Here is a 22,577-nt window from a genome sequence, read left to right as displayed (position 1 = left end):
AGGTGCTCAGCGAAGGGCGATCACCAGCTGGGTCAGCAGCGGGGCGACGACCAGGGCCGGCAGCAGGTCGCCCACCGGTACCTCCTTGATCCGCAGCAGCCGCAACGAGATCCCCACGAGCATGAGCCCACCGGTCGCCGTCAGCGCCGCGATGTGGGCGTCCGGCAGGACCGAGCCGAGCAGCACGCCCAGCAGCGTCAGCAGGCCCTGCACGACGGCCACGGACACCGCCGAGAACAGCACCCCCACCCCGAAGGACGACGCGAACGCCATCGCCGCGAAGCCGTCCAACACCGACTTCAGGGCCAGCTGGTCGATGCCGCGCCCCAGGCCGTCGGAGAGCGAGCCGAGGATCGTCAGCGGCCCGACGCAGAACAGCAGCGAGGCGCTGAGCCAGCCCTCGATGAACCGCTCGCGGGCCTCGTGGCCCTGGCCGGTCTCCTGCACGCCCATGAGCCGCGGCCGGCGCGCCAGCCGGGCCTGGATCGCCCCTGCCAGGCCCTCGAGCCGCTCCTCGATGCCGAGCAGCGACCCGGCGATCCCGCCGATGAGCAGGCTGCCGAGGACGATCAGCACCGGGGCGCCGCGCCCCACGGCGTCGCCCAGCGAGCGGTCGGTCACGCTGACCGCCGACAGCCCCGCCATGATCAGGGTGGTCAGCCCGAGCACGTCGGTGACCACCGACCGGGTGCGGTCGGGGAGGCGGTGACCGACCGCCATACCCAGGCTTGCGCCGACCAGCACGGTGGCGACGTTGATGACCGTGCCGAGACCGGGGAAAGCACCACTCACGCGGCCCACCCTAGGGGCCGCTCGTGAAATTTATGCGGTACCCCTTCACCCGGCGGGAGTCCTGCCTCTAGGCTCTGCCTCGTTCCGGAGACGTCCTTCGCAGGGCGGACGTCTGCGGGACTTCTCGGGTGGGGGACCCGTACTGCCGCAACGTGCTTCGCCAACGATGGAGGGTCTGTGTCGCGTCCCCAGGTCAGCGTCCGTCCGGTTTCGCCCTCACAGCACCCGGAGTTCACACGGTTGTGGTTGTCGGCGCGGGTCGAGGCTGGAGGCAGCCTGGAGTCCGCGACGCGCGCGGCCTCCGAGGGCCGGGTGGCGGCCGCACTCGGCCGGGAGGACGTGCGGGCCTACCTCGCCTACAGCGACGGCCAGCCGATCGGCTACATGGTCCTGACCCACAGCCCGCTCTCCGGGCTGACCGACATGCCGTGCGTGTCCATCGACCAGCTCTACGTCGCCGAGACCGCCCGCCGCCAGGGTGCGGCCAAGGCGCTGCTCACCGCCGCGACGACGTATGCCGAGCGGTTCGGTGCCGACCAGATCGCCACGTGCGTGCCGGCCCAGGGCCGCGACGCCAACCGCTTCTTCGCCCGCCTCGGCTTCTCCTCCTACGTCGTCAAGCGGGTCACAACGACCAGCGGCCTGAGGCGCAAGCTCGCGGGCGAGGAGCATCGCGGCGGCCTCGAGCTCGTCCTCCAGCAGCGCCGCCGTTCCCTGCGCGGTCGCGCCTCCCGCCTCAGCGACCGCCAGCTCGTCGGCTGACCCGGCGGGCACACCGCAGCTCCCACGACGAGGGGGTCCGTCCCGGCCGGGACGGACCCCCTCGGCACATGCGCCATCAGGGCGATGCCTGCATCGGCGGGTGGTCCGGATCCGTCAGCGGGGTGAGGGGCCTGCGTCGCCACCGGCCGGGGGCCGTGAACCGTTGGGCCTAGCCGGGATACGCCGCCGTGGCGGGGCGCGTCCGGCCGCCGGGCCCCATCGTCGTTCCTGAGCGCCGGCCACCCCGGCGCCGTTTCTTGGGGAGATGAGGCATGAGACGACGGTCAGTTCTCGCTGCCACTGCGGCGACCGCCGTGCTGGCGGCAACCACGGCCATACCGGCAGGCGCTGCCACGGGTCTGGCCACGACCACCGCGGTGGTCACCGGACAAGGGTCCTGGTCCGCGCCTTTCACGCCACCCGGCGCGAACACGCGGGTCATCGGTGTCCACTCGGTGATGCTGTACACCGGCAAGGTGCTGTTGTTCGGCGCGCTGCGCCCGACCCAGGCGTACGTCTACGACCCGGCCACTGGCCAGGCGACGGAGACGGACCCGCCCGCGGACGTGGAGTGCGGCGCGATGGAGGCGCTCACGGACGGTCGCATCCTCGTCGTCGGTGGCCATGCCAAGGGCGCCAAGGGGATCAACAACATCCTGCTGTTCGACCCTGTCTCGTTGTCGTGGACGCCCCAGCCGTCGAGTCCCAAGGGGCGGTACTACCCCACGGCGACCCGCCTCGCCGACGGGCGGGTGCTCATCAGCGGTGGCTTCGACAGCAACGGCAACCCCAACCCCGACATGGAGGTCTGGACCCCTCCACCGGCCGGCGGCTCGGTCGGGACCTTGCAGAAGGTCGGTGGCCCGTGGCCGTCCGGCCTGTATCCGCACCAGTGGGTGCTGCCGAACGGCAAGGTGCTGGAGGTGACCTCGCGCTCGACGGCGATCCTTGACCCGAGCACCTGGACCTGGACCAGCTACCACCGTCCCCTGTTCCAGCACGGCAGTGGCGAGGCGGCGGTCCTGCTGCCCAGTGGTCCGGCCGGTCAGACCAAGGTCATGCTCTTCGGGGGCAAGACCGGCACGGGTGCCACCGCGGCCGCGGAGACCTTCGACGCCGCGAACCCCACCGCCGGGTGGTCGGCCGTGGCGTCCATGCCGCAGCCGCGCACCCACATGAGCCCGGTGCTCCTGCCCGACGGGTCGCTCATGGCGGTCGCCGGCAACAGCTCCGGCAACTTCGCGGGGCCGATCTACACCAGCCTGCGCTACCGCTTCGACACCAACACGTGGGAGACCCTCGCGGCACAGACGATGCGGCGTGCCTACCACTCCTCGGCCGTGCTGATGCCCGACGGAAGGGTCCTGTCGGCCGGTGACACCGGCTCCGGCGGTGGCGGCAACACCGACGAGATCTACACGCCGGCCTACCTCACCGCGGGCGCGCGGCCGGCGATCGGCTCGGCACCGTCCCAGGTCGCCAACGGGGGGACGCTGTCGGTCAGCACCCCGGACACGACCAGCCACCTGGTGCTCATGGCCCCGGGGTCGTCGACGCACACGGTGGACTTCCACGAGCGGACCATCGCCCTCGACACGACGGCCACGGCCGGCGGGGTCAGCGCGACCGTCCCGTCCGGGACGGTCGCCCTTCCCGGGTGGTACCTGCTGTTCCTGGTCGACGCCAGCGGCGTGCCCTCCACCGCGACGTGGGTGCACGTCGGCTGAGGCGACCACAGCACGAGGGGGCCGGCCCGGCTGGGACGGCCCCTTCGTCATACCCGGGGTGTGCGGGTGTGCTGGTGTGGCGGTGCGGCGGTGGTTCAGGCGCCCGGGGCCTTGGGTCGGATCAGGCAGGTGATCCGGGAGGTGCAGACCCGGTTGCCCTGCTCGTCGGTGATCGTGACGTCGTAGGAGGCGAGGGTGTTGCCCAGGGAGAGTGCCGTGGCCGTGCCGGTCACGTAGCCCTCGCGGGCCGCGCGGTGGTGGGTGGCGTTGATGTCGAGGCCCACCGCGATGCGGTCCTTGCCGGCGTGCAGCGCCGCGCCGATGGACCCCACGGTCTCGGCGAGCACGACGCTGGCCCCGCCGTGGAGCAGGCCGTAGGGCTGGGTGTTGCCCTTGACCGGCATCCGCGCCACGACCCGCTCGGGGGAGGCCTCGACGAACTCGATCTCCATCCGCTCGCCGAGGGTGCCGGCGTTCATGCCGTTGAGTCCGGCGAGGACGTGCTCCTGCTGTGCTGCGCGGTCCATGGGTGCGTGCCTGCCCGTCTGTGTGTCCGACTGTGGCAATAGGCTGCCATGCGTGAACCGACTCCTGCTCCTCGACGGTCACTCGCTGGCCTACCGCGCCTTCTTCGCCCTGCCCGTCGAGAACTTCTCGACCTCCACCGGCCAGAGCACCAACGCGGTCTATGGCTTCACCTCGATGCTGATCAACGTCCTGCGCGACGAGCAGCCCACCCACGTGGCGGTGGCCTTCGACGTGTCGCGGCAGACGTTCCGCACGGAGGAGTACGCCGAGTACAAGGCGGGGCGCTCGGCGACCCCGTCGGAGTTCAAGGGGCAGGTGTCGCTGCTGCACGAGGTGCTCGACGCCCTGCACATCCCCTACGTCGAGGTGGAGGGCTACGAGGCCGACGACGTCATCGCCACCCTCACGGCACAGGGCCGCGCCGAGGGCATGGAGGTGCTCATCTGCTCCGGCGACCGTGACGCGCTTCAGCTGGTCAGTGACGACGTGACCGTGCTCTACCCGGTCAAGGGCGTCTCCGACCTGGCCCGGATGACCCCGGCCGCGGTCGAGGCCAAGTACGGCGTGGGGCCGCAGCGCTACAGCGACCTCGCAGCGCTGGTGGGGGAGTCCTCCGACAACCTTCCCGGCGTGCCCGGCGTCGGCCCCAAGACGGCCGCCAAGTGGATCGGCCTCTACGGCGACCTGACCGGCGTCGTCGCCCACGTCGACGAGATCAAGGGCAAGGCCGGGGAGTCGCTGCGCGAGCACCTCGACGGCGTCCTGCGCAACCGCCGGCTCAACCAGCTCGTCGGTGACCTCGAGCTCGGCGTCACCGTCGACGACCTCGCCCGCAAGCCGTGGGACCGCGAGGAGGTCCACCGTGTCTTCGACGGCCTGGAGTTCCGGGTGCTGCGCGACCGGCTCTTCGCCACGCTGGAGTCCGTCGAGGAGGAGGCCGAGGCCGGCTTCGACGTCGACGGCGTGGTGCTCTCCGCCGAGGAGGTCCCCGGCTGGCTCGAGGAGCACGCCGGTCCCGGCGCGCGGGTCGGGGTCCACGTCGTCGGGCGCTGGGCCCGCGGCACCGGCGACGTCGACGCCGTGGCGGTCGCCACCGGCGGCGACCAGGCCGCCTACGTCGACCTGACCACGCTCGACGAGCGGGCCGAGGCGGCGCTCGAGGCCTGGCTGGCCGACCCGGGCCGCCCCAAGGCGCTGCACGACGCCAAGGGCCCGATGCAGGCGCTCGCCGCCCGCGGCCTGACGCTGGCGGGCGTCACCAGCGACACCGCGCTCGCCGCCTACCTCGTGCGGCCCGACCAGCGCTCCTACGACCTCGCCGACCTGGTGCTGCGCAATCTCGGCCGCGAGCTCAAGGCCGAGGCCGACAACGGCGGACAGGGCATGCTCGACTTCGCCGCCGACGGGGGCGCCGAGGCCGACGAGGCGATGGTCAAGGCCCGGGCGGTGCTCGACCTTGCGGCGGCCCTCGACACCCAGCTCCAGGCGACCGGCGGGGCCTCGCTCATCGACCAGATCGAGCTGCCGCTGGTGGAGGTGCTGGCGCGCATGGAGCGGGTCGGCATCGCGGCCGACGTCGACGCGCTGACCTCCCTGGAGGCCCACTTCGCGGCCAAGGTGCGCGAGGCGCAGGAGGACGCCTACGAGGCGATCGGCGGCCAGCAGATCAACCTCGGCTCGCCCAAGCAGCTGCAGGTCGTGCTGTTCGACCAGCTCGGCATGCCCAAGACCAAGCGCACCAAGACCGGCTACACCACCGACGCCGACGCGCTGACCGACCTGTTCGCCAAGACCGAGCACCCCTTCCTCGAGGCGCTGCTGCGGCACCGCGACTCCTCGCGGCTGCGGGTGACCGTGGAGGGCCTGATCAAGTCGGTCGCCGACGACGGCCGGATCCACACCACCTACCAGCAGACGATCGCCGCGACCGGCCGGCTGTCCTCGACCGACCCCAACCTGCAGAACATCCCGATCCGCACCGACGAGGGTCGCCGGATCCGGTCGGTGTTCGTCGTCGGCGAGGGCTTCGAGTCGCTGATGTCGGCCGACTACAGCCAGATCGAGATGCGGATCATGGCCCACCTCTCCGGCGACGAGGGGCTGATCGAGGCCTTCCGCACGGGCGAGGACCTGCACCGCTTCGTCGGGTCGCGGGTGTTCTCCGTCGCGCCGGAGGAGGTCACGCCGGAGATGCGCTCCAAGGTCAAGGCGATGTCCTACGGCCTGGCCTACGGCCTCTCCGCGTTCGGACTGTCCAAACAGCTCGGCATCGGAGCCGCCGAGGCCAGCGGGCTGATGGACGAGTACTTCGCGCGGTTCGGTGGGGTGCGCGACTACCTGCGCGACGTGGTCGAGGAGGCGCGGCGCACCGGCTACACCGAGACGATGCTGGGCCGACGCCGCTACCTGCCCGACCTGACCTCCGACAACCGCCAGCGCCGTGAGGGCGCCGAGCGGATGGCCCTCAACGCGCCGATCCAGGGCTCGGCGGCCGACATCATCAAGCTCGCCATGCTGCGGGTGGATGCCGCGCTGCGGGAGTCGGGCGCGACGTCGCGGACGCTGCTCCAGGTCCATGACGAGCTCGTGCTCGAGATCGCTCCGGGCGAGCGGGAGGCCGTGGAAGCGTTGGTGCGCAAGGAGATGGGTGCCGCCATCGACCTCGCCGTGCCGCTCGAGGTCAGCGTCGGGGTCGGCCGCACCTGGCAGGACGCCGGGCACTGAGGCAGGGCCGGGCGCGGCGCCGACAGCGGCGCCGCGCCCGGGTCGGACGCCTTCCTTCCGGGCTCGGCCCAAGAGGGCCCGGCGAGCGTCAATGCTTGACGCCGGACAGGTTCCTGTCGGAACAAAGAAACTTCACAGAATCGCCTGCGGAGGGGTCGGGCGGGCCGTTACCGTCCGGTAACTCTTGCTGCTCGGGGCGGCCGAAGCGTGCTGCCTGCAGCCCCCTTTCCGTGAGGTGACCATGCGTAAAGCCCTGCTCTCGGGCGCCCTCCTGGCCGTCGCTGCGGCCGTGATCGTGCTCCTTGGCAGCTGGCTGGGGGAAGACCTCCAGCACTTCGCTCTCCTCGGTGCCGCCCTCGGTGGCGTCATCGGCCTCGTCCCGCACCGCCCCGGCGCGGGCAAGCTCGGCGGTTTTGCCCTGGGCTTCGTCCTGGCGTGGGTCGGGTTCGCCGTCCGCGCCGCGGTCCTGCCGGACACTGCCGGTGGTCGCGCCGTCGCCGCGTTCCTCGTGATCGCGGTCTGCGCGCTGGCCTGCTCGATCAGCGCCGGCCGGATTCCCTTGTGGAGCACGCTGATCGGGGCGGCCGCGATCGTCGGTGCCTACGAGGCGACCTACTCCAGCTCGCCCTCCCAGTTCCTCCAGGACTCGCCGACGGCGGCGACCACGGTGCTCTTCGCCGCGGCCCTGGGCTACCTCGCGACGACGGCCTTCGGCGACCCCGTCGCGGCCGTCGTGCCGCAGGTCGATCGCCACGGCACTGAGGCCGTCTCTGACGAGCACGGCACCGACGTGCACGGCACCGAAGCACCGAACGCCGCATGGGCGACCGAGGACCAGAGCAACACCGCCGCATTCGACGCCGTCCTGGCAGGGGAGAACAAGTGAAGCGCGTGCAGAAGACGCTGCGGGCCGGTGCGGCCTGTGCCGTGGTCCCGGCGGCGCTCGTCCTGGCTGCCGGCCCGGCGCTGGCCGCCGACGGCGGGGCCGCGGGTGGGGTCGTCGTGACCAACCAGGAGACGGTGCAGGCGCACCTCGACGCGCTGGGCAACGTGCGCGACGCCCGCGTCTACGAGCAGCTGGCCCTGGAGGGTCACGGCCGGGTCGCGATCTCGGACCCGGTCTCGACGAAGAACCTGCGCAACCTCGACGGTTTCGGCGGGTTCGACGTCAAGGGCGGCAACCTCGTCGCGGACCTGTCGGTGGACGGCGAGCGGCGGCTGCGGACGGTCTCGGACTTCACGAAGTCGTTGCCGTTGAAGGTCTCTGCCACCTACCGGCTCAACGGCAAGCAGGTGCAGCCCGGCGACGTGGTCGGGCAGTCCGGCACCCTCGAGGTGCACTACGTGGTGGAGAACCTCACCGGGCGGGACCAGGACGTGTCGTTCGACGACGGCACCGGCACCAAGGTCACCCGGACCGAGAAGGTCGTCATCCCGATGGTCGGCTCGCTGACCACCGTCCTCCCGTCGAGCTTCACCGACGTGCGCTCCGCGGAGGCCGCCATCGCCGGCGACGGCCACGGCGGCACGAAGATGACCTACACGATGACGCTGTTCGGGCCGATCGGCTCGCCCCGCGCCGAGTTCGGGTATGTCGCGAAGGTCACCGACGGGGTCGTCCCCGCCGCCACCGTCGCGGCGCTGCCGGTCTCGCCGCTGGACAGCCCGTCGTTCAAGGGCGGGGCGGCCAGCTACAAGGGCGGTGCGGACACCGGCGTGCAGCTGACGTCCGGGGCCACCGAGATCGACAGCAACGTGCTCAAGCTGCGCGACGGTGCGGCCCAGCTGCTGGCCGGCCTGATCAAGCTGCGCGACGGCGCCAAGCAGCTGAACTCCGGCCTGGCCGGCCAGGCGGCCCCCGGTGCCGCCAAGCTCGCCACCGGCGCGGGTCAGCTCAAGGCCGGCACCAGCCAGCTCGCCTCGGGCGCCTTGAAGCTCAAGGCCGGGACCGGTCAGCTCGCCAAGGGCGCCAAGGACGCCAAGTCCGGCTCCGCGCAGCTGGCCGCGGGTGCTGCAGAGCTCAAGGAGGCGTTCACGTCCAGCAAGCACCAGCCCGACCTCACCTCGGGGAGCAGGAGCCTCGCCTCCGGCCTCGGGCTCATCTCCGGCGGTCTCGACCAGCTCGCCGGGGTGGACGGGCTCCCCGCCGCGCTGAAGGGGCTGCAGGACCTGCGAGCAGGCCTGGACCACCCGGTCGGTGCCGCTGGAGCCTCCGACCCCGGCGGTCTCCTCCAGGGCCTGCAGCAGATCAGCGCAGGCCTGTCGAACCCGGCGTGCTCCCTGGCTGACCCCACCAACCCGGCCAACCCGTGCGGGGTGGCCGAGGGGCTGCGCGGGGTCGGGGCTGGCATCAGCAACGCCACGTGCGACCTCGCTGACCCGGCGAACGCCAGCAACCCCTGTGGTGTTCGCGACGTCGTGAAGATGGTCGCCGGCAAGCTCACGACCGCGGCGGCGACGAGCGGGGCGATCGACCAGCTCGGCGCCGCGGCCGTCGGTGCCTACCAGCAGTCGATCATGGGTGGCACGACGCCGTGTCCGACGAACGCGGCCATGCCGGTGTCGCCCGTCCTGCCGCCCTCGGCGCTCATGGCTGCGCCTCCCGCCGGCTATGGGCTCACGGGAGGCAACGTGTGTGTCCTGCTGTCGAACGTCGTCTACGGTCTCCTGCTGCCGGAGCACTTCCTGACACCGAGCGACCCAGGTGGCCTGAAGGCCCAGACCAAGGCAGCGGGCGCCGGCCTGACCCAGGTGGTCGGCGGCATCGACGCCAAGCTGCTGCCGGGCCTCGGGTCGGTCCAGGCCGGGGTCAGCCTGCTCAACGCCGGCGCAATCAGCGCCCGTGACGGCGTGAAGAACCTGGTCCTGCCCGGCGTTGACGCCCTCACCCAGGGGCTCACCGAGGCCGTGCTCGGTGTCGACCAGCTGGCCGACGGGGCGGCGACCGCAACCTCGGGCGCCGGCCGCCTCGCCGCCGGCGTCGGCAAGGCGGGAGCCGGAGCTGGCCGGCTCAAGGGTGGGCTGGACCAGCTCGACGCCGGCCTCGGCAAGCTGGACACCGGTGCGGGACAGCTCGACTCGGGTGCGGGCAAGCTCGACAGCGGTGCGGGGCAGCTCGACTCGGGCGCAGGGCAGCTCAAGGCCGGTGCGGACCAGCTCTCCTCCGGGCTCGGCGACGCCGCGACCGGGTCGGGGCAGCTGGCCGACGGCCTCACCCAGGCCGCCGACAAGGCGCCGGCACTGAGGGACGGCGCCGGGCAGCTGTCCGCCCAGGGCACCAGCAAGCTCGTGGGCTCGGGCAAGTCCACGGCGGCCGACTACGGCCTGAAGTACGCCCTCATCGAGGCCGGCGCGCAGCGGGCCAAGGCCGAGGGCATGGCCTACGGCGCGCCGGCGAACGCAGCCGGCGCCACGGCATACAGCCTGGAGCTGGCCGGGATGACCGGCGAGGGGAGCCGCAACGTCGGCCGCGGCCTCGGGGCCATGGCGGTGTTCGGCCTCGGTGCCGGCCTGACGGTGCTGCGGCGCCGCTGGCTCTGAGGCCGACCGGGTCCGGGGCACGGTGAGCTCCGGACCCCGGAGTCAGCCAAGGGGTTGTGAACGACGGAGGGGCGTGCCGGCGATGAGCCGGTGCGCCCCTCCGTCGTCCCCGGCAGCGGTTCCGGCGCCCGGGCCGGCACAGGCGGGCATTGCGGATCGGCCTGTCGGACAACGGTGTCCGGACCTTCGGCAGGGGACCACGCGAGCGCACCGTGATGCGCTGGAGGTGTCGGGAGGGCCGAGGACCCGGACACCTTCCTCGGCAGGGCGTCACCGCCGGAGGTGGTTGTCGTGACCGAGAAGCTCTCGCCCTCACCCGTCGAGTCCGGACCGGGGCAACGGCCGCCGTCGCGGACCTCCCTCCTGCCGCGGCAGCGGATGGGCTGGTGGATGCTCGGGCTGCTGGTCCTGGCTATTGCGGTCGCGGTCGTCACGTTCGGCGTCGGTCTCGCGCTCGGCCCGCATGAGGCCCCGGCGTTCCCCTCCCTGGCACAGCGTCCGGACCCTGCGCTGAACGGCACCGTCGCCTACCTGGCCGACCGGTCCGGCTGCGTACGGGTCAGGGCGGCGTCCGGTCAGCCGGCCAAGGACGTCTACTGCCTCCCGGCGCTGGACGTGAAGACGGGCGAGAAGCTGGGCAAGGAGCTCGGGCCGCAGCTCGGGTGGCGACCCGACGGCCGGCTGGAGATCACCATGTTCCGGATGACCGACCCGCCCGGCCCGGGCTTCCGGAAGGGCTGGCAGAAGATCGTGGACGTGCGCACCGGCGCCGTCCAGGACGTGCCGGCCGCCCAGGTTCCGTCTGAGCCCAACCGGACCACCCACCCGAGCGTGAACGCGGCCGGGCAGCGGCTCACGTGGACCTCCACCGACAGCGGCCAGGTCAAGGTGGTCCTCCACGAGGGCGCGACGTCCCGGACCCTGATGTCGGCCCGCGGGCCGGGTGACGGCACCTACCGCCTCGGTGCGGTGTTCTGGGCGCCGAACGGGCAGTGGGTCGCCGCCGACGACGGCCGCATCCTCGTCATCACCACCGGCCGCCCGGCCGTCACCCGGGTACTCACGGACGAGAGCAGCCAGGGAGCTTTCGAGCCGGAGCTCTCGCGGTTCGCCGTCACCAGCGCCAACCTGCTGACCTCCACGCCCTGACGCCTACGCCTTGAGGTCCACCACCCTGAGGCTCACCTCCTGAGGAGCGCGCCTCACGGACGTGCGGACGACCTCGCAGCCCGCCACATCGTGTGCACCCTCGGGCCCCCGTCGGGCAGGTCGAAGTGGCCGACCACCTCGAACCCGTGGCGCTCGTAGAGCGGCACGTTCGCGGGGTTGCTGGCCTCGAGGTAGGCGGGCGCGCCCTCCACGTCCACCCGGGCCAGGTTCTCGGCGAGCAGCCCGAGCCCAAGCCCCTTGCCACGATGCGCCGGGTCGGTCGCGAGCAGGCTCAGGTAGTAGTGCGGCTCCTCGTGGGGGTGGGCCGCCCCGAACAGTTCGAGGGTGTCCATTACCCGTCCCGCACCGGGCCCCGCCACCTCACGCAGCATCGGCTCCATGCGCTCCTCCTGTTCCGCCGACAGCTCCGTGCCTCCCGGCGGGATCCAGACACTGGTCGCGCCGTCCCCGGCGGCGAGCCACACCCACGGGTAGCGCAGGGCCCCGGCCACCATCAGCCCCCACAGGCGCCGGTGCTGGGCGGGCCTGGCCAGCGGGTCCGGGAACGCCCAGGCCCAGGTGGGGTCCTCGGCGAAGGCACCGACGAGCAGGTCGGTGACCCGCGCCGCGTCGCCTTGGGTCGCGACGCGTGGTCCTGACGTCGTCACGCTCAACACCTCCGTCGGGGGGCGGGTCGCGGGCCGGTCCACTCACTGTCCCTTCCCGCTGGCCGCCGCGGCAACGGTGCGGCGCGCCGGTCGTCGTCTGCCTCCGGCGGATCGGCGGTGCCATGGTGCGCCCGGACCCGGAGGCGTGCACGGGCGACCCCCGTCGCGGGTGTTTCGGCGCGATATGGCGTCCACGCGGCCGCGATGTCGGTCGAGCGTGCTCGGACCTGAGCGCCGAACCACGGATAACGGGCCCAGGCGGCCGCGTGCCCCGCAGGTCAGGCGGCGGGCGCCTGAGCCGCCGGGCGCGAACCGCGCCGGCTACGGCTTCTCGGCGACGAAGATGGCCGTGCCCGGGATGATCGCGCCGCGCAGGGGGCTCCAGCCGCCCCATTCCTGCCCGTTGGTGTCCGGCCACTCCGGCTCGACGAGGTCGAGCAGCCGCAGCCCGGCGGCCGTCAGCTCGCGCACCCGGTCGCCGAGGGTGCGGTGGTGCTCGACGTAGGTGGCCCGCCCCTGTCCGTCCGCCTCGACATAGGGGGTGCGGTCGAAGTACGGCAGGCGCGCCACGAGCCCCTCCGGACCCGGGTCGTCGGCGAAGGCCCACCGGATCGGGTGCGTGGTCGAGAAGACGAGCCGCCCGCCGGGGCGCAGCACGCGCGCGCACTCGCGCATCACCAACGCCGAGTCCGCGACGAACGGGACCACCCCGTATGCCGTGAAGACGGTGTCGAAGCTCGCCTCGCCGAAGGGGAGCGCGGCGGCGTCGCACTGCACGAGCGGGACGGCCGCCGAGGCAGGGGAGTCGGAAGCCGATGGCGAGCCCGGCGTCGCAGCGGTCGGGGAGTCGGCGTGGTGGGTCGAACGGCGGTCGATCTCGAGGCCCTGGCGGAGCATGCCGCCCGAGAGGTCACTGGCCACGACCTGCGCACCCAGCCCCGCGAGATACCGGGAGCACTGGGCGGCCCCGGCGCCGATCTCGAGGACGCGGCGGCCGCGGACGTCCCCGAGCAGGTGCGCGTCGGCCTCCCGCAGGCCCTCGGGGCCCCAGACGAAGTCCTCGTCGCCGAGGAAGTCCCCGTGCTCGGCGTAGTAGCCGACCGCCTCCTCGTCCCACCACGACCGGTTCGCCCGAACCGTCTCGTTCTGGTCCGCGGCACGCCGGCCGACCTGCTCAAACGCCTCGAGTTCATCGCTCACGGCGCTATCCTGCCCTGCTTTGACCAGCACGAGACGACGTCGGTAAGGTGGCAGAGCACATCTGTGCGCCCGGTCACGCGACAGCGACCGGGCGCATCCCATCGATCATCTGTCCACCATCGGAGTTCCCACTACATGACTGCCACCACGGCTGAGAAGGCCACCCCGCAGATCGCGATCAACGACATCGGGTCTGAGGAGGAGCTGCTCGCCGCTATCGACGCGACGATCAAGCACTTCAACGACGGAGACATCGTCGAGGGTGTCATCGTCAAGGTCGACCGGGACGAGGTCCTGCTCGACATCGGTTACAAGACCGAGGGTGTCATCCCCTCCCGCGAGCTCTCCATCAAGCACGACGTCGACCCCTCCGAGGTCGTTTCCGTGGGCGATGAGGTCGAGGCCCTGGTCCTCCAGAAGGAGGACAAGGAAGGCCGCCTGATCCTGTCCAAGAAGCGTGCGCAGTACGAGCGCGCCTGGGGCACGATCGAGAAGATCAAGGAGGAGGACGGCGTCGTCACCGGCACCGTCATCGAGGTCGTCAAGGGTGGCCTCATCCTCGACATCGGCCTCCGTGGCTTCCTGCCCGCCTCGCTCGTCGAGATGCGTCGCGTCCGCGACCTCCAGCCCTACGTGGGCAAGGAGATCGAGGCCAAGATCATCGAGCTGGACAAGAACCGCAACAACGTGGTCCTGTCCCGCCGTGCGTGGCTCGAGCAGACCCAGTCCGAGGTGCGCACCACGTTCCTCAAGGAGCTCCAGAAGGGTCAGGTCCGCTCCGGCGTCGTCAGCAGCATCGTCAACTTCGGTGCGTTCGTCGACCTCGGTGGCGTCGACGGCCTGGTGCACGTCTCCGAGCTGTCCTGGAAGCACATCGACCACCCGTCCGAGGTCGTCGAGGTGGGCCAGGAGGTCACCGTCGAGGTGCTCGACGTGGACATGGACCGCGAGCGTGTCTCCCTGTCGCTGAAGGCGACGCAGGAGGACCCGTGGCAGCACTTCGCCCGCACCCACGCCATCGGCCAGGTCGTGCCGGGCAAGGTCACCAAGCTGGTGCCGTTCGGTGCGTTCGTCCGCGTGGACGACGGCATCGAGGGCCTGGTCCACATCTCCGAGCTGGCCGAGCGCCACGTGGAGATCCCGGAGCAGGTCGTGCAGGTCGGCGACGACATCTTCGTCAAGGTCATCGACATCGACCTCGAGCGTCGCCGCATCTCGCTCTCGCTCAAGCAGGCCAACGACACCAGCGGTCAGATCGAGGAGTTCGACCCGACGCTGTACGGCATGGCCGCCGAGTACGACGAGCAGGGCAACTACAAGTACCCCGAGGGCTTCGACCCCGAGACCAACGAGTGGCTCGAGGGCCACGAGGAGGCTCGCGAGCGCTGGGAGAAGCAGTACGCCGAGGCCCACGCCCGCTGGGAGTCGCACAAGGCCCAGGTCGAGGCTGCTGCCAAGGCCGACGCCGAGGCTGCTGCCAACGCCGACGTGCCCACCACGTACTCCTCGGGTGGCTCGTCCTCGAGCAGCTCCTCCACGGAGTCCGCTGCGCCGACCGGTGAGGGCACCCTCGCCTCCGACGAGGCCCTCGCCGCCCTGCGCGAGAAGCTCACGGGCAACTGAGCACGTATGCCGTGACGCTCACCTGAGCCTCACTGCCACCACGGCCCGGACCGCACTGCGGTCCGGGCCGTGGTGCGTCCGGGGTGCTGTGCGGGTGTTATGCGGGTGGGATGCAAAACGGCTTGACCGGTACAGAAAGGTGGGGTTACTGTATCGGTACAGAACATCCCATCACCCTGGATTGGCACCACCCATGAACGTCTCGCCCCTCATCGCCGTCTCCGCCGCCGCCGAGCGCGAGGTCCTCAGCGCCCGCCCCGACGCCCCCGTCGTCGCCGAGCGGCCCACTGCCGCCCGGCGCCCCCGCCTCGAGCGGTCCCGCTCCGGGCTGGCCACCGTCCTGCACCGTGCCGCCGACCGGGTGGCCCCGGCCTACGGCGCCTCCTGCTGACGTCCCGCAGCCCCCGTGTCGCCCCTGCGCCCGGCCTGCCGGGCGCAGGGGCGACCCCGCCACCAGCACCGCCGGGCCCCGGCCCCGGTGGCGGCCGCCATACCCGTGAGAGGGTGACGGCGTGGCCAAGGTGACCCTGCAGACGATCGCCGACCAGGTGGGCGTGAGCCGGATGACCGTGTCCAACGCGTTCTCCCGGCCCGACCAGCTGTCGGCCTCGCTGCGGGAGCGGATCCTGGCCGCGGCGCAGGAGCTGGGTTACGTCGGCCCCGACCCCAGTGCCCGGGCGCTTGCCCGTGGGAGCACCGGCGCGGTCGGCGTCCTGCTGACCGACTCGCTGCGCTACGCCTTCGCCGACGAGGTCGCGATGGCCTTCCTCGGGGCGATCGCCTCCGAGCTGGCGCCCACCGGCCTGGCGCTGACCCTGCTGACCGCCTCCGAGACCGACGGGCGGGTCCCCGCCCGCGACGTCGCCATGGACGGGGCGCTGGTCTACTCCTGCGACCCGACCACGCCGGCCGTCGAGTGGCTGCGCAAGCGCGGCCTGCCCCTGGTCTACGTCGACCAGGTCCAGGCCGCCGGGGTCCCCAGCGTCAACGTCGACGACCGCGGGGGCGCCCGCGCCGCCGCGCAGCACCTGGTCGACCTCGGCCACCGCCGCATCGGCATCGTCAGCGCCGCCGTCGGCGGGTCCTTCGGCCTCGACCCCGACCCGCTCGCCTCGCCGCTGGCCCACCCGGTGCGGCAGCGGCTGCTGGGCTGGCTGGACGCCCTGCGCCCGGCCGGCATCGAGGCGCCGGTGGTCACGGTGCCCGGGTCGGGCCACGAGGACTACCTCGCGGGAGCACGGTTGCTCCTGGCGCTGCCCGAACCGCCCACCGCCATCCTGTGCTTCTCCGACGTCGTCGCGCTGGCGGTCCTCCACGCGGCCGAGGACGCCGGCCTGCGGGTGCCCGAGGACCTGTCCGTCGTCGGCTTCGACGACAGCCCGCTCGCCTCCCGGGTGCGCCCCGCCCTGACGACGGTCCGCCAGGACTTCGCGACGAAGGGCCGCGCGGCCGCGGCCGAGCTCACTCGCGCCCTGGAGGCCCAGCGCTCCGGTGCCCCGGCGACCCGGGCCCGCCACCACGTCCTGCCCACCGAGCTCGTGGTGCGGGCCAGCACCGCGCCACCCCACCCACAGCAGGGAGACTCCTGACCATGGCACGCACCATCGCGACGAACACCGCGGTCGACCTCGACGAGCTGCTGGAGTTCATCCGGCCCCGGCACCACATGGTGGTGATGACCCGACGCCACGACGGCAGCCCGCAGGCCTCGCCCGTGACCGGTGGCGTCGACGAGGAGGGCCGGATCGTCATCTCCACCTACCCCGAGCGGGCCAAGACCACCAACGCGCGGCGCGACCCGCGGGTCAGCGTGATGGTGCTCTCGGATGACTTCGGCGGGGCCTGGGTGCAGGTCGACGGCGAGTGCGAGGTGCTCGACATGCCCGAGTCGCTCGAGCCGCTGGTCGACTACTTCCGCTCCATCTCCGGCGAGCACCCCGACTGGGACGACTACCGTGCCGCCATGCACCGGCAGGGCAAGAGCCTGCTGCGGATCACCCCGACGCGCTGGGGGCCGATCGCGACCGGCGGCTTCCCCGCGCGGCTGGCCGACGACTGAGTCGCCCCCACCTCCGACCGCTCGCCCCTCTGGCCGATGGCCGGGCCAGGGGCCGGCGGTAGGGTCGGCGCCATGCTGCGCGTGGGTCTCTCCGGCGGGATCGGGTCGGGCAAGTCGACGGTCGCGGACCGCCTGCGCGAGCTCGGCGCGGTCGTGGTCGACAGTGACCTGCTCGCCCGCGAGGTCGTGGCCCCCGGCTCGGAGGGCCTGGCGGCCGTGGCGGCGCGGTTCGGGCCGGACGTGCTCCAGCCCGACGGGTCGCTGGACCGGGCGGCCCTCGGCGCGCACGTCTTCGCCGACGTCGACGGGCGCCGTGACCTGGAGGCGATCACGCACCCGCGCATCGCCGCGCGGGCTGCCGAGCTGGTGGCCGCGGCGCCCCCCGGGGCGATCGTGGTCCACGACGTGCCCCTCCTCGTGGAGAAGCGCATGGGCGCCGCCTACCACCTCGTGGTCATCGTCGCCGCCGACGAGCAGACCCGTATCGCGCGCCTCACCGGGGCGCGCGGCCTCACCGAGGAGGACGCCAAGGCCCGCATCGCGGCGCAGGCCGACGACGTCGACCGCCGTGCGGCGGCCGACGTGTGGCTGGCCAACGAGGGCAGCCTCGAGGAGGTGCGCTCGGCTGTCGACGCGTTGTGGCGTGAGCGGCTGGTCCCCTTCAACGACAACCTGGTCCACGGTCGGCGCAGTTCGCGCCCCGAGCTGCCGACCCTCGTCGGGCCCGACCCGGCCTGGCCGGCCCAGGCCGAGCGCCTGAAGGCCCGGGTCGGGCTGGCGCTGGGGGAGCGTGCGGTCGCGGTCGACCACATCGGGTCCACGAGCGTGCCGGGCCTGGCGGCCAAGGACGTCATCGACCTCCAGGTGTCGGTGCGCCGGCTCGAGGACGCCGACGACCCGGCGTTCGTGGAAGCCTTGCAGCGCATGGGTTTCCCCCGGGTCGAGGGCAACGACCACGACGAGCCGAAGCCGGGCCAGCCGGACATCGCGTTGTGGCGCAAGCGGTTCCATGGCAGTGCCGACCCCGGCCGCATCGCCCACGTCCACGTCCGGGAGGTCGGCTCGGCCGGCTGGCGCTACGCGCTGCTCTTCCGTGACTGGCTGCGCGCCGACGCGCAGGCCCGTGAGGACTACGCGCGCGTGAAGCACGACCTCGCCGGATCCTGTGCCACGACAGGGGAGTACGCCGAGGCCAAGGAGCCCTGGTTCACGCAGGTGTGGCCCCGCGCCGAGGCGTGGGCGCGGCATACCGGCTGGGGCGGGTGATGGACCGCCGCTGGCCTCGCAGCGTCTACGGGGTGGGCGACGAGCCGGACCCGCGGTTCTCGATGTCCAACGAGCGCACCGCCCTCGCGTGGATGCGCACGGCCATGGCGCTGCTCGCCGGCGGCGTCGCGCTGATCTCGGTGTCCAGCCTGGCCACGCTGCCCAGGTGGTCGGCGCTGGTCGCCGCGGCGGCCTGCGTCGGCGGCGGGGCCCTGGCCTGGCGTGCTGTGGTGGCGTGGGTCCGCATCGAGCGCGCGCTGCGAACGCACGAGCCGTTGCCGCCACCGCGGGCCCTGGTGTCCCTCGCCGGAGGCGTCATCGTGCTGGCCGGGCTGACCCTCGTGCTCAGCCTGGTGCAGCTGTTCCGGTCATGAGCCCGATCCCGGACCGCGCCGCCCTCCAGCCGGAGCGGACCGCGTTGTCCTGGCAGCGCACGGCGATCACCGCGACCGTGATCATGGTCCCGCTGGTCATCGTCGACCTGCGGCTGAAGGCGTGGCCGTTGGCGGCGCTGGGGTCGGTGGCGACCCTCTCGGCGGGCGCGCTGGTCTACCGGTTGCGCCGCCGGTTCGACCAGCTCGCCGACGACGAGGCGCAGTACCGGCCGTTCTGGCACATCGTGCGCGTGGCCGTCGCCTGCAGCTTCGTCGCCGTCGGCGGCCTGCTCACCGCGCTGATCCAGCTGGGCCGCTGACGGGTCAGGGGGCGGCGCCCTGGGTGGGGGCGGCGCCCTCGGTGGCGGCGGGGGAGGCGCCGAGCTCGTCGACGAGCCGGGTGAGGGCCGGCAGGGCCGAGAGCACCGCCCGGCGGTCGGCCTCGGAGAGGTGGTCCAGCGCCCGGGCGAAGCGCTCCTCGTGGGCGGCCTGCCACTGGCCGAGGTGCCGGTGTCCGTCGTCGGTGAGCGCCAGGACGACGGCGCGCCGGTCGCGGGCGTCCGTGACCCGGTCGACGAGGCCCGCCGTGACGAGCTGCTGCACGAGCTGGCTCACGGTGTTCTTGGCGAGCCGGTGCCGCTCGGCGATCTCGTTGACCCGCAGGCCCGGCTCGTCCTCGAGGCGCTGAAGGATCTCGACCTGGGCCATGGGCAGCTTCTCCCACGGGTAGTCGCTGCGGATGCTGGTGCGCAGCGTGCGGCGCAGCCGGGCGATCACGTCGGCGAGCTGCCAGGCGTCACTGTGCGGGGGAGCCGGGGGCATGGCGGGATCCTAGCCACGAGTGGTTCTGTCCTAGAATAGATCGGTAACAGAACCAAAATCCGGCATGTGGCCCGACCGGCTGCACGGCCACGCCGACAGGACAGGCAGGACCCCGTGACACAGCCCGGCTGGCGACAGCTCCTCGTCGAGCCCGCGCGGCCCGACCGGGTCCGGCTCTCCCCGCGTGCCCAATGGTGGGCCGTGGCGACGGTGTGCGTCGGGGCCTTCATGGGCCAGCTCGACGCCAGCATCGTCACGGTGGCGCTGCCGCAGATGCAGCGGGAGCTGGGGGCCGGGGTCGGCGAGCTCGAGTGGGTGTCGCTGGCCTACCTGCTGGTGCTGATCGGCCTCGTCGCGGCCGTCGGGCGGCTGTCGGACATGCGCGGGCGCAAGCTGCTCTACACCTACGGCTTCGTCGTGTTCACCCTCGCCTCGCTGGGCTGCGGCCTCGCGCCGTCCCTGGGGGTCCTCATCGCCATGCGGGCCCTCCAGGCGGTGGGGGCGGCCATGCTCCAGGCCAACAGCGTCGCGCTCATCCGCACGAGCGTGTCGCGCCACTCGCTGCACCGGGCGATCGGCGTCCAGGGCGCCGCGCAGGCGCTGGGCCTGGCGCTCGGGCCGGCCGTGGGTGGGCTGCTCGTCGACCTCGCCGGGTGGCGCTGGGTCTTCCTGGTCAACCTCCCCGCCGGCGTGCTCGGCGTGGTCTCGGCGGTGCTGCTGCTGCCCCGCACGCGCACCCGGGCGCCCCGGGAGGCCTTCGACCGGACCGGGTTCGCGCTGCTCCTGCCGTCCTCCGCCGCGCTGATGCTGGCGTTCTCGACCCTGGCCCGGGGCGGCGACCCCGTCGTGGTGGCGGGACTGGTGGCGGTCGGGCTGGCGGGGCTGGCCCTGCTCGTCCGGGTCGAGCGCCGGCACCCCAGCCCGCTGGTGCACCTCGAGCTGTTCGAGGAGCGGGCGTTCCGCTCCGGTCTGGTCAGCGGCGGCCTGGGCTACCTCGTCCTGTTCGGCGTGCTGTTCGTGACGCCGCTGTTCCTCGAGGCCGCCTACCGGATGTCCGCGGCGCGCGCGGGACTGGTGATGATGGCCCTGCCCGCCCTGCTGGCGGTCGTGGCGCCGGTGTCCGCGCGCGCCACGCGGCGGTGGGGGGCCGCCAGCGTCACCGCCGGCGGCCTGCTCGTGGCCGGCGTGGCCCTGCTGGCGGTCGTGCCCGCCGCCCACCACCGGTCTGCCGTGGTGGCCCTGCTCGGCGTGGTCGGGGTCGGCATGGGGCTGTTCACGCCCTCCAACAACGCCGGGGTTGCCGGCGCCGGCCGCCCCGAGCAGGCCGGCCTGGTCAGCGGGCTGCTCAACATGACCCGGGGCGTGGGCACCTCGCTGGGCGTGGCCGTGGCGGCGGCGGTCTACGCGATGACCGCCGGCCGGGGCGCGGACCTGACGGCGGCGGCCGCGACCTCCGGCTACCGCGTGACGCTGCTCGTGCTGGGCGCGGTGGCCGTGCTCGGGGCCGTCGTCGCCGGGCGGCGCGGGGCCCCGGAGGCCTGACCCGAGGCGCCATGAGCGCGGGGCGCGGTGGCGCCGGGGGAGTGGACGTCACGGCCCGGCGGCACCACCACCGGGGGCAGGGACAGCGCGCCCAGCGTCAGGGCGAGCACGGTGGAGGGCAGGTAGGGGACGGCGCGGCTGGGGTGGCGCAGCCCGAAGCGCGCCTCCCCGAAGGCGTTCAGCAGGTTGAGGGTGAGGCGGTCGACCTCCGCGGTCGTGGCCGACGGCACCCGGCCGAGGGGGCAGGTGCCGTCGAGGTCGCACACCCAGTAGGTCGTGCCCGCCGCGAAGACCCCGGCGCCGCTCGGCGCCGCGTAGTAGCCCGCGGTGGCCAGCGCCGGCTGGGAGTGCAGGACCGGGTGCACGACGGACTCGAGGACGACCTGCTCGTTGCCGGGGGAGGACATCCCGGGGGGCTCCACGGCGTCGGCCTCGTTGCCCACCGCCCCCAGCAGGACGTCTCCTGGGCGCAGCGTGGTTCCGGAGAACAGCCACGGCGGGGTGGTGCGCACGACGTAGGTGCCCCGGACGTCGACCGCCGACATGCCCTCACCCACGACCATGGCCGGGTCGCGGTGGAGCAGCGGGTCGCGCCACTGGACGGTCGTGGTCTGTGGTGCCCCGCGGGCCAGGCGGTCCAGGGCAGCGGTGCGGTAGACGGTGAGTGCCGTCGGCAGGCCGGTGGCGTCGCGCTCGATCCGGCCCTGCCAGTAGACCTCGTTGGCGCCGAGGAACGCCAGGTTGGTGCCGCGGTCGCGTGCGGCCACGAGGGCGTCGTAGGCGCGCCCGGTCCAGTACTCGCTGTGGCCGCCGAGGACCACCGTCCGCTGCCCCTCCAGCTGCGCGGGCGAGGCGTCCAGCGAGCTCACGGTCGTGACGTCCGTCGCGAAGTGGTGGCGGGCGAGGAAGCGCACGAGGGGCACGTCCATCGCGAGGACCTGCTCCAGCCCAGCCCCGGAGACGGGACGGCGGGTCGAGGAGACGTATGACCGGTTGGCGACCCGCTCGGTGTGGTCGTGGCCGGGCCCGAAGTAAAGGCTGCGGCCCCCGTAGGCGTTGTAGGCCTCCCAGGTCAGGTCGCTGGCCACCATGAGGTAGGGGGAGTGGACGCCAGAGGTCCGGACCACGAGCGGGATGTACGACGCCGAGCGCGGGTGGGCGACCGGGACGACCTCGACCAGGTAGAAGCCCGGCGGCCAGTGCGCGGTGATGTCGAGCGTGGTCGTGGTCGGCCAGTGCTCGACGATGACCCGGTCCGGACCGGCCGGCTCGGCCTGCGGCTGGTGCCGGGTGGTCAGGACCCCGGACTGCCAGACGAGGCGTGCCCCGTGGCCCTGGTAGTCGCCGATCCGCAGGGCCCGTAGCCGTACGGCCTCCTCCGGGGGGCGGCTCGAGAGGTGGACGGCGAGCCGCTGGCCGCAAACAGCGGTCGTGGTGTCGAGGTAGCCGGTGACCGGGCCGGTCCACGCCCGCACCCGCCGCGGCCGGATGTCGTCGACCCCGGGACGCCGCAGCTCGGCGGCGGACCACCCCGGCCTGGCGTTGGTGCAGGTGGCGACGGGGGTGGGAAGGGGGACCGAGGTCGGGAGCGCCTCGCGCAGCACCGAGTCGGCGCCCGCCGCGGCCGGGGCACGGTGCACGCCGGCCGTCACCGGGCCGCAGGAGGCGAGGACGACGGCCGCGGCGAGGGCCAGCACGACCAGGCCGGCCGCCCCGCCCGTCCGGCGTCCCGTCCAGCCTCGCCTTGTCATGCCCTGCCTCACACGTCCCACAACGACCAAGGATCCCAGCCCGATTCCGG

The 22,577-nt window shown here is 73.1% G+C and carries 20 protein-coding genes; 14 read left to right on the top strand and 6 right to left on the bottom strand.

The genetic code is table 11. The features are described from left to right. Positions 1 to 6 precede the first annotated feature (6 nt). Positions 7 to 792: a DUF554 domain-containing protein gene (locus tag AC3ANM_RS03410; RefSeq protein ID WP_488286738.1), complete on the bottom strand. Its 786-nt coding sequence runs from the start codon at positions 790 to 792 to the stop codon at positions 7 to 9. A 246-nt stretch (positions 793 to 1,038) separates the two neighbouring features. Here AC3ANM_RS03410 and AC3ANM_RS03405 point away from each other — a divergent pair, with 246 nt between their 5' ends. Continuing rightward, positions 1,039 to 1,554, top strand: coding sequence for a GNAT family N-acetyltransferase (locus tag AC3ANM_RS03405; RefSeq protein WP_488286737.1), 516 nt, complete (start codon positions 1,039 to 1,041; stop codon positions 1,552 to 1,554). Positions 1,555 to 1,826: 272 nt separating this feature from the next. Further along, positions 1,827 to 3,281, top strand: coding sequence for a galactose oxidase-like domain-containing protein (locus AC3ANM_RS03400; protein ID WP_488286736.1), 1,455 nt, complete (start codon positions 1,827 to 1,829; stop codon positions 3,279 to 3,281). Positions 3,282 to 3,376: 95 nt separating this feature from the next. Here AC3ANM_RS03400 and AC3ANM_RS03395 read toward each other — a convergent pair whose 3' ends face one another. After that, positions 3,377 to 3,808, bottom strand: a complete 432-nt coding sequence (locus tag AC3ANM_RS03395) for a PaaI family thioesterase (RefSeq protein ID WP_488286735.1) — start codon at positions 3,806 to 3,808, stop codon at positions 3,377 to 3,379. 52 nt (positions 3,809 to 3,860) lie between these two features. Between AC3ANM_RS03395 and polA the strand changes: the two genes are divergently transcribed. The 4 genes from polA (at position 3,861) to AC3ANM_RS03375 (ending at position 11,222) form a co-directional block, all read left to right on the top strand. After that, positions 3,861 to 6,533 (top strand): DNA polymerase I, encoded by a 2,673-nt coding sequence (gene polA / locus AC3ANM_RS03390; protein WP_488286734.1) that lies wholly within the window; start codon positions 3,861 to 3,863, stop codon positions 6,531 to 6,533. Between the two features lie 241 nt (positions 6,534 to 6,774). Next, a complete protein-coding gene (locus AC3ANM_RS03385) occupies positions 6,775 to 7,419 on the top strand; it encodes a hypothetical protein (RefSeq protein ID WP_488286733.1) in 645 nt (214 codons plus the stop codon). Further along, entirely contained in the window at positions 7,416 to 10,073 is a 2,658-nt protein-coding gene (locus AC3ANM_RS03380) for a hypothetical protein (RefSeq protein ID WP_488286732.1), read from the top strand. The genes AC3ANM_RS03385 and AC3ANM_RS03380 overlap by 4 nt, the downstream gene beginning before the upstream one ends. A gap of 291 nt (positions 10,074 to 10,364) precedes the next feature. Next, the gene (locus AC3ANM_RS03375) at positions 10,365 to 11,222 is read left to right on the top strand and encodes a TolB-like translocation protein (protein WP_488286731.1); all 858 of its coding nucleotides are present in this window, start codon (positions 10,365 to 10,367) and stop codon (positions 11,220 to 11,222) included. A gap of 53 nt (positions 11,223 to 11,275) precedes the next feature. Here the strand turns inward: AC3ANM_RS03375 and AC3ANM_RS03370 are convergent, their stop codons facing one another. Both AC3ANM_RS03370 and AC3ANM_RS03365 read right to left on the bottom strand, forming a co-directional pair. Next, positions 11,276 to 11,890: a GNAT family N-acetyltransferase gene (locus AC3ANM_RS03370; protein ID WP_488286730.1), complete on the bottom strand. Its 615-nt coding sequence runs from the start codon at positions 11,888 to 11,890 to the stop codon at positions 11,276 to 11,278. A 321-nt stretch (positions 11,891 to 12,211) separates the two neighbouring features. After that, positions 12,212 to 13,090, bottom strand: a complete 879-nt coding sequence (locus AC3ANM_RS03365) for a class I SAM-dependent methyltransferase (protein WP_488286729.1) — start codon at positions 13,088 to 13,090, stop codon at positions 12,212 to 12,214. Positions 13,091 to 13,225: 135 nt separating this feature from the next. On the opposite strand from AC3ANM_RS03365, the gene rpsA reads away from it, so the two are divergent. From rpsA to AC3ANM_RS03330, 7 genes are all read left to right on the top strand, one after another. Next, positions 13,226 to 14,713, top strand: coding sequence for a 30S ribosomal protein S1 (gene rpsA, locus AC3ANM_RS03360; protein ID WP_488286728.1), 1,488 nt, complete (start codon positions 13,226 to 13,228; stop codon positions 14,711 to 14,713). A gap of 193 nt (positions 14,714 to 14,906) precedes the next feature. After that, positions 14,907 to 15,104: a hypothetical protein gene (locus AC3ANM_RS03355; protein WP_488286727.1), complete on the top strand. Its 198-nt coding sequence runs from the start codon at positions 14,907 to 14,909 to the stop codon at positions 15,102 to 15,104. A gap of 121 nt (positions 15,105 to 15,225) precedes the next feature. After that, positions 15,226 to 16,302, top strand: coding sequence for a LacI family DNA-binding transcriptional regulator (locus AC3ANM_RS03350; RefSeq protein WP_488286726.1), 1,077 nt, complete (start codon positions 15,226 to 15,228; stop codon positions 16,300 to 16,302). A gap of 2 nt (positions 16,303 to 16,304) precedes the next feature. Then, complete coding sequence (locus AC3ANM_RS03345; protein WP_488286725.1) at positions 16,305 to 16,772, top strand: PPOX class F420-dependent oxidoreductase; 468 nt, start codon at positions 16,305 to 16,307, stop codon at positions 16,770 to 16,772. 72 nt (positions 16,773 to 16,844) lie between these two features. Beyond that, positions 16,845 to 18,038 carry a dephospho-CoA kinase gene (coaE, locus tag AC3ANM_RS03340; RefSeq protein ID WP_488286724.1) on the top strand — a complete coding sequence of 398 codons (1,194 nt, stop codon included), beginning with the start codon at positions 16,845 to 16,847 and terminating at the stop codon, positions 18,036 to 18,038. Beyond that, positions 17,990 to 18,412, top strand: coding sequence for a YidH family protein (locus AC3ANM_RS03335; RefSeq protein ID WP_488286723.1), 423 nt, complete (start codon positions 17,990 to 17,992; stop codon positions 18,410 to 18,412). Before coaE ends, AC3ANM_RS03335 begins: the two co-directional genes overlap by 49 nt. Continuing rightward, on the top strand, positions 18,409 to 18,732 hold the full coding sequence (locus tag AC3ANM_RS03330) for a DUF202 domain-containing protein (protein WP_488286722.1): 324 nt from the start codon (positions 18,409 to 18,411) through the stop codon (positions 18,730 to 18,732). The genes AC3ANM_RS03335 and AC3ANM_RS03330 overlap by 4 nt, the downstream gene beginning before the upstream one ends. 4 nt (positions 18,733 to 18,736) lie before the next feature. Here AC3ANM_RS03330 and AC3ANM_RS03325 read toward each other — a convergent pair whose 3' ends face one another. Further along, positions 18,737 to 19,234 (bottom strand): MarR family winged helix-turn-helix transcriptional regulator, encoded by a 498-nt coding sequence (locus tag AC3ANM_RS03325; protein ID WP_488286721.1) that lies wholly within the window; start codon positions 19,232 to 19,234, stop codon positions 18,737 to 18,739. A gap of 114 nt (positions 19,235 to 19,348) precedes the next feature. On the opposite strand from AC3ANM_RS03325, the gene AC3ANM_RS03320 reads away from it, so the two are divergent. Continuing rightward, positions 19,349 to 20,776: an MFS transporter gene (locus AC3ANM_RS03320; RefSeq protein WP_488286720.1), complete on the top strand. Its 1,428-nt coding sequence runs from the start codon at positions 19,349 to 19,351 to the stop codon at positions 20,774 to 20,776. Here AC3ANM_RS03320 and AC3ANM_RS03315 read toward each other — a convergent pair. After that, on the bottom strand, positions 20,692 to 22,527 hold the full coding sequence (locus AC3ANM_RS03315) for a N,N-dimethylformamidase beta subunit family domain-containing protein (RefSeq protein ID WP_488286719.1): 1,836 nt from the start codon (positions 22,525 to 22,527) through the stop codon (positions 20,692 to 20,694). The genes AC3ANM_RS03320 and AC3ANM_RS03315 overlap by 85 nt on opposite strands. Between the last annotated feature and the right edge of the window lie 50 nt (positions 22,528 to 22,577).

The organism is Oryzihumus sp. JJN4-3R (genome assembly GCF_057747915.1).
The sequence above is the reverse complement of the archived record's forward strand: the minus strand, read 5'-3'. Positions and strand labels throughout refer to the sequence as shown.

Bases quoted from the DNA above. Each gene is read 5' to 3' on its own strand.
- AC3ANM_RS03400 (WP_488286736.1), top strand. From the start codon at position 1,827: ATGAGACGACGGTCAGTTCTCGCTGCCACTGCGGCGACCGCCGTGCTG.
- AC3ANM_RS03395 (WP_488286735.1), bottom strand. From the start codon at position 3,808: ATGGACCGCGCAGCACAGCAGGAGCACGTCCTCGCCGGACTCAACGGC.
- AC3ANM_RS03385 (WP_488286733.1), top strand. From the start codon at position 6,775: ATGCGTAAAGCCCTGCTCTCGGGCGCCCTCCTGGCCGTCGCTGCGGCC.
- rpsA (WP_488286728.1), top strand. From the start codon at position 13,226: ATGACTGCCACCACGGCTGAGAAGGCCACCCCGCAGATCGCGATCAAC.
- AC3ANM_RS03355 (WP_488286727.1), top strand. From the start codon at position 14,907: ATGAACGTCTCGCCCCTCATCGCCGTCTCCGCCGCCGCCGAGCGCGAG.
- AC3ANM_RS03345 (WP_488286725.1), top strand. From the start codon at position 16,305: ATGGCACGCACCATCGCGACGAACACCGCGGTCGACCTCGACGAGCTG.
- coaE (WP_488286724.1), top strand. From the start codon at position 16,845: ATGCTGCGCGTGGGTCTCTCCGGCGGGATCGGGTCGGGCAAGTCGACG.
- AC3ANM_RS03330 (WP_488286722.1), top strand. From the start codon at position 18,409: ATGAGCCCGATCCCGGACCGCGCCGCCCTCCAGCCGGAGCGGACCGCG.
- AC3ANM_RS03325 (WP_488286721.1), bottom strand. From the start codon at position 19,234: ATGCCCCCGGCTCCCCCGCACAGTGACGCCTGGCAGCTCGCCGACGTG.
- AC3ANM_RS03315 (WP_488286719.1), bottom strand. From the start codon at position 22,527: ATGACAAGGCGAGGCTGGACGGGACGCCGGACGGGCGGGGCGGCCGGC.